Annotated in this window: 4 protein-coding genes and 1 pseudogene; 1 reads left to right on the top strand and 4 read right to left on the bottom strand. The window is 62.7% G+C overall.

What is annotated here, in order from left to right:
- Nucleotides 1–605: 605 nt before the first annotated feature.
- On the bottom strand, nucleotides 606–1,793 hold the full coding sequence (locus MOD31_RS21770; protein WP_250821692.1) for a 4-hydroxybenzoate 3-monooxygenase: 1,188 nt from the start codon (nucleotides 1,791–1,793) through the stop codon (nucleotides 606–608).
- A gap of 118 nt (nucleotides 1,794–1,911) precedes the next feature.
- The gene (locus MOD31_RS21765; protein ID WP_142937490.1) at nucleotides 1,912–2,652 is read right to left on the bottom strand and encodes an IclR family transcriptional regulator; all 741 of its coding nucleotides are present in this window, start codon (nucleotides 2,650–2,652) and stop codon (nucleotides 1,912–1,914) included.
- Nucleotides 2,653–2,871: 219 nt separating this feature from the next.
- Between MOD31_RS21765 and MOD31_RS21760 the strand changes: the two genes are divergently transcribed.
- On the top strand, nucleotides 2,872–4,200 hold the full coding sequence (locus MOD31_RS21760) for an MFS transporter (RefSeq protein ID WP_374207007.1): 1,329 nt from the start codon (nucleotides 2,872–2,874) through the stop codon (nucleotides 4,198–4,200).
- A gap of 56 nt (nucleotides 4,201–4,256) precedes the next feature.
- Here MOD31_RS21760 and MOD31_RS21755 read toward each other — a convergent pair whose 3' ends face one another.
- Together MOD31_RS21755 and MOD31_RS21750 are read right to left on the bottom strand one after the other, a co-directional pair.
- The gene (locus MOD31_RS21755; RefSeq protein WP_250821691.1) at nucleotides 4,257–4,670 is read right to left on the bottom strand and encodes an Hpt domain-containing protein; all 414 of its coding nucleotides are present in this window, start codon (nucleotides 4,668–4,670) and stop codon (nucleotides 4,257–4,259) included.
- Nucleotides 4,663–5,060, bottom strand: a pseudogene (locus MOD31_RS21750) (signal peptidase I); the annotation flags it as partial. The pseudogene MOD31_RS21750 and the gene MOD31_RS21755, both read right to left, overlap by 8 nt.

The raw sequence follows: 5,060 nt of genomic DNA, 5'->3' as shown, positions 1-5,060 counted from the left end.
ACGCAACCACCACCACACACCCCAACGAACATAAACCCAACCCACAACAACCCCACGCGGGTCTGTCTGAATAGGCTCAATGGGACTGCCTGAACGGGACTGCCTGAACGGGATTGCCTGAAAACGGGTGCGCGGGGCCTGACCCGAGGGGCGGCAGAACCCGAGGGGCGGCAGAACCCGAGGGGCGGCAGGGCGCGATGGGCGGCAGGGCGCGATGGGCGGCAGAACCCGAGGAGCGGCAGGGCGCGATGGGCAAAGAGCGATACAGGAACGTGTGCTCAACGCTCATGGTGGCGCTTGGGTCGCCCGTGCAGCTGCCTGCCCCGCACTCCCTACTGGCTATCTGTGGCCTGTGAGTTCCGATCACTGCCGCGCCTTCGCTGCTTTCGACCTGCAACCCGGGACCGGCGCTCCGCACGCGAACCGTGACCTGATCATGACCGCACAGGACCTCCTACGAACCGCGCCCGTGTTTCAGGGCCCAGGGTCCAAGGCCCGTGGCCCAAGACCCATACTTCGGCGGACACGTGACATTCGTTCTCTAGCAACCAGCAACCAGCAACCAGCGCCGCAACGAGAGCGCCCAGCAGCCCCCAAAAAAAGCGCTACCGCGAGGTTGGCCAGCCCGTGTACGACTCCGCGAGGTACGCCTTGGCATGCTCGGATGTGACCACGGAGTGAAGCTCACCAAGCTGGCGGGCGCGGTCGAAATCGTCGGCACCTGGCACGGTGTGGAGCATGGACGTCATCCAGTAAGAGAAGTGCTGGGCCTTCCATACGCGGTCCAGGGCGCGGTCGCTATAGGAATCGAGCAGCGCGGTGGAGCCGTTGGAGTAGAAGGAATCCAGCCCCTCGAAGAGCACCTTGACGTCGTGGATTGCCAGGTTCAGGCCTTTGGCGCCAGTGGGCGGCACTGTGTGCGCTGCATCGCCGGCGAGGAAGAGGTTTCCGTGCCGCATGGGTGTGTGAACAAAGCTGCGGAAAGGCAAAACCATCTTTTCCAGAACGGGCCCCTCTTTGAGTTCAAAGCCGTTGCCGTTGACGCGCTTGCGGAACTCGGACCAGATCCGTTCGTCGTCCCAGTCGGCCACGTTCTCTTTGGGGTCGCACTGAAAGTACATGCGTTGAACGGTTTCGGTGCGCTGGCTGATCAGGGCGAACCCGTTCTCGGAGTTCGCGTAGATGAGTTCGTCGGCGCTGCGCGGGGCCTCAGCGAGTATTCCGAACCACGCGAACGGGTACTCGTGGAAGTACCACTTGCGGTTGGCTTCGGGGATCTGGAAGCGGCAGTGGCTGCGCGACCCGTCGGCACCCACCAGGAAGTCGGCCTGGATTTCGAACTCCTGTCCGTCGGAGTCGGTGAACCAGACCTTTGGCTTGCCTTCGAGGTCGTGCACGGTGGTGTCCGTGACGCTGTACCGGACGTCGCCGCCGTCGGCCGCCCGCTTTGCGGCAAGGTCCGCGAACACGTCTGTCTGCGGGTACAGCCACACGGATTCACCCACGAGCTCTTTGAAGTTGATGCGGTGACTCTCACCGTTGAACCGCAGTTCGATTCCGTCGTGTCGGTCGCCCTCGCGCAATACCCGGTCCGAGACGCCGGAATCCACCAGCAGGTTCACTGTTCCGTGCTCAAGGATGCCTGCACGAACCGTTTCCTGAATTTCCTTGCGGCTGCGGATTTCCACCACCACCGAATCGATGCCCTGCTTGGCCAGCAGGTGGGAGAGCATCAGGCCGGCTGGGCCTGCACCCATGATGGCCACTTGGGTGGTAATCGGTGTACGTGCCATGGTTTCCTCGCTTCGTTGCGGATCCCTGCTTGCCGTGAAGCGGGATGAATCTTGCATTTAGTGTGGCCCGCGAGGAGTGATTGGCGTTACAACAATTCCGTTGAACGGAAGTTGGACTCTAGTCGCCGAGTTGACGTCCTATCCCCCGGGCAGCCGTCTGGAGCGCGGGCACCAGCGCCTGAAGTCGCATTTCCGCCAGCGGCACAACCACTCCGAGCGCCGCCACGGTGCGACGCTTGCTGTTGATCACCGGCACGGCAATCCCCCACGTATCGGGATCCACCACACCAGCCAATTGCGCGTACCCCTGCTGCGCCGCTTCGGCAAGAAGTTGACGCACGACGCCGGCAGTTACCTTTGCGCTGGGATCTGCGAATTGCCGGAGGTACTCCGTCTGCAATTCGCGCGATTGGTTCGACATCAGGGCCAGACCGGCCGAGGAAATGTGGACGGGCATCCGCCCGGCGATCCGCGCCCGGTTGGCCACTGATCCCCGACGCGAAAGCCGCTCCACAAATAGTGCCTCCCACCCGTCAAGCACCGCCAGATTCACATTCTGGTTGAGGACTTGCTGTATATCTTCCATGAACGGCATGGCAGCCTGCCTGAGAGCCAGGGTGGGTGAATTGCGGTTGACGAGTTCCCATAAACGCAGACCCAAGCGAACAGTACCGCCCGCGCCGAGGTCCAAGAGTCCATGTTCGGAGAGTTGCCGGACCAGTCGGTGGGCTGATGACAACGGAAGTCCAGATCGGTCAGCCAACTCGCTTAGCTGCAGCGAGGTGGTCCCTTCCGGGAAGGCCTCTATGACCCGCACCACGCGGTCTACCACTGAATCGCCTGACGCCGAGTTAGCCATGCCCTGCTCCTTTGCTTCCGGCCGCCGCCTCATGAGGGCGCTCATCAGCCTGCCGATTGCGGCGCTCCGGGACACGGCCTGGGCGAATGCCCTGCTGGCTCCCTTCCGTTCAATGGTAGAACGTGTGCCAGGCAACACCGAGCGGTGATACAACTCTCTTAACCGACCGACCGACCGTTCTGCGGTGGGTCGACCTATCTGCGAAGTACCGAGGACGCTATGCCAACGATGTCATCTGCCCGCCGCTCTCAATGGCCCGTCTGGCTTTGCTGGCTGGCCATGGTGTTGGACGGCTTCGACCTCGTTGTCCTGGGTACCGTCATCCCAACACTCATCAAGACCGGCGAGTTGGGCTTTGACGCGTTCGGGGCTACCTTCGCCGCCACCATTTCATTGGTAGGTGTGGGCCTCGGCGCCCTCTTCATCGCGCCGCTTTCGGACAAATTCGGACGCCGTAAACTCCTGATCGCCTGCGTAGCAAGCTTCTCGCTGTTCACCGTCGGAGCTGCCTTCGCCCCGAATGTCGCCGTCTTCTCCCTGCTTCGTATGCTGGCCGGACTCGGCTTGGGCGCGTGCCTCCCTGCGGCTTTGGCGTACATCAACGACTACGCCCCTGCCGGATCGGCTGGCAAGTCCACTACCCGGACCATGACCGGTTACCACGTTGGCGCTGTAGCAACGGCGCTTCTGGCAATTTTCATCGTTCCGAACTGGCGGCTCATGTTCATCATCGGCGGCGTTGCGGGTCTCGCCCTTCTGCCCTTCCTGTGGGCGAAACTCCCGGAGTCTCTCCCTGAAGCAGCCCCTGCTGCAGGCACCCCGGCCACAACGGCTCCGACGCAGGCCAGCGAACTCAAGACGAGCCAACCCGCAAACGCAACAACCGCCGTCGGGCGTTCAACCAGCGGACATTCAACCAGCGCCAAGCCGAAGACAGGTTTCCGCGACCTCCTGCAGAAGCCGTATCCGATGGTTGCCTTGGGTATCGGCATCGCCTCGTTCATGGGGTTGCTGCTGGTCTACGGCCTGAACACGTGGCTGCCACAGCTGATGGCAGCCGCAGGTTACCCGGTCAGCACGGGCCTTACACTGCTGCTGGTCCTTAACCTCGGCGCCGTCGCTGGTCTCTTCCTCGCCGGAATCCTGGCCGACAAACACGGGACCAAAAAGATCGTGCTGATGTGGTTCGGTTTGTCCGCAGTGTTGCTGGCGATCCTGAGCGTCAAAATCCAGAACGAGTTCCTGCTCAACGCAGCCGTATTCGTCACGGGGGTCTTCGTCTTCAGCTCCCAGGTACTGGTGTACGCCTGGGTCAGCCAACTCTTCCCTCCCCGCCTTCGTGGTACGGCGCTGGGCTTCGCAGCAGGGGTGGGCAGGCTCGGCGCAATCGTCGGGCCGGCGGTGACGGGGACTTTGGTTGCCGCAAACATCGCTTACCCTGCAGGCTTCTACGTTTTCGCCGCCGCCGGGCTGTTGGCCGTAGCCGCGCTGTTCCTCGTGCCGCACCAGGTCACAACGGCCGACACCAGCGTGCCGGCAGAGCGCTGAACACCAGGTGAGTGCTGAACGACCGTGAGTGCTGAACACCAGGTGAGCGCTTCGCACTAGAGAGAAGTCCGGGGCGTGGTGCAGAGGGACTCCCGTGCTTTCCCCAGCAGCTGCGGACCCTCGGCAAAGCAGCGGTCCGTGGACTTCTGAAGGGCCGGGAATGCCCGGATTGCGGAGTCGAAGTGGTCTTCCCGGATCATCCGTTCAATGACCTGGCACTGATCCTCCGTCTCCATGGCTCCCACCATGGCCGAGGAAATCTTCAGGCTCAGGATGGCGTCCATACTCGCTTCAGCGTTGTGCCCGCATAAGCCGTTGGAGATGCTCAGCACCCGGCCCGGCAGCATGGACAGATAGTTGGAGAGAAAACCGAGCGCCGGTGATGGATCTCCCAGCTCGTCAGCCAACTCTTGAAGGCGGCACGGTTCCAAGGTGGTGGCCTCCGTTACGGGGCCCGGGTCCTCACTCACCGCTTGCCGCCTGGGGCTTTGCGGTGCCTTGCGGGGCTGTGTTGTCCGGGTCTTTGGTCCAGATGGAGGCCAGCATTCCGATGACGAGGATGGCGGGTGCGCCGTACATGAGGGTGTTCATGACGATGGGTTCGCGCAGGGCCCGGATGGCGTTGCCAACGTAGGGGATGGTGGCTACGTGCTTGTCCACGGTGTTGCCTTGGAGGGTGGCGATCCAGGGGTCGAGGCCGTTGTTGGCGTCGCCTTTGGTCTGGACTGCGATGCCGCCGTCGGCGGTGGTGGTGATCTCGGTGATGCGGTGGGTTTCCACGCGCTGGTCTTCGACGGGGATGTGGTAGGTGATGATGTCGCCTACTTTGACGTCGGTGGTGGGGGTGGGGACGGTGACCA

Origin of the sequence: Paenarthrobacter sp. TYUT067 (genome assembly GCF_023656375.1) — a bacterium.
GTDB lineage: Bacteria > Actinomycetota > Actinomycetes > Actinomycetales > Micrococcaceae > Arthrobacter.
Note: the sequence above shows the minus strand (reverse complement) of the source record. Positions and strands in the feature narration are given on the sequence as shown.

What these genes read in the sequence shown, in the direction of transcription:
- MOD31_RS21770 (WP_250821692.1), bottom strand. Translation starts at nt 1,793, where the DNA reads ATGGCACGTACACCGATTACCACCCAAGTGGCCATCATGGGTGCAGGC.
- MOD31_RS21765 (WP_142937490.1), bottom strand. Translation starts at nt 2,652, where the DNA reads ATGGCTAACTCGGCGTCAGGCGATTCAGTGGTAGACCGCGTGGTGCGG.
- MOD31_RS21760 (WP_374207007.1), top strand. Translation starts at nt 2,872, where the DNA reads ATGCCAACGATGTCATCTGCCCGCCGCTCTCAATGGCCCGTCTGGCTT.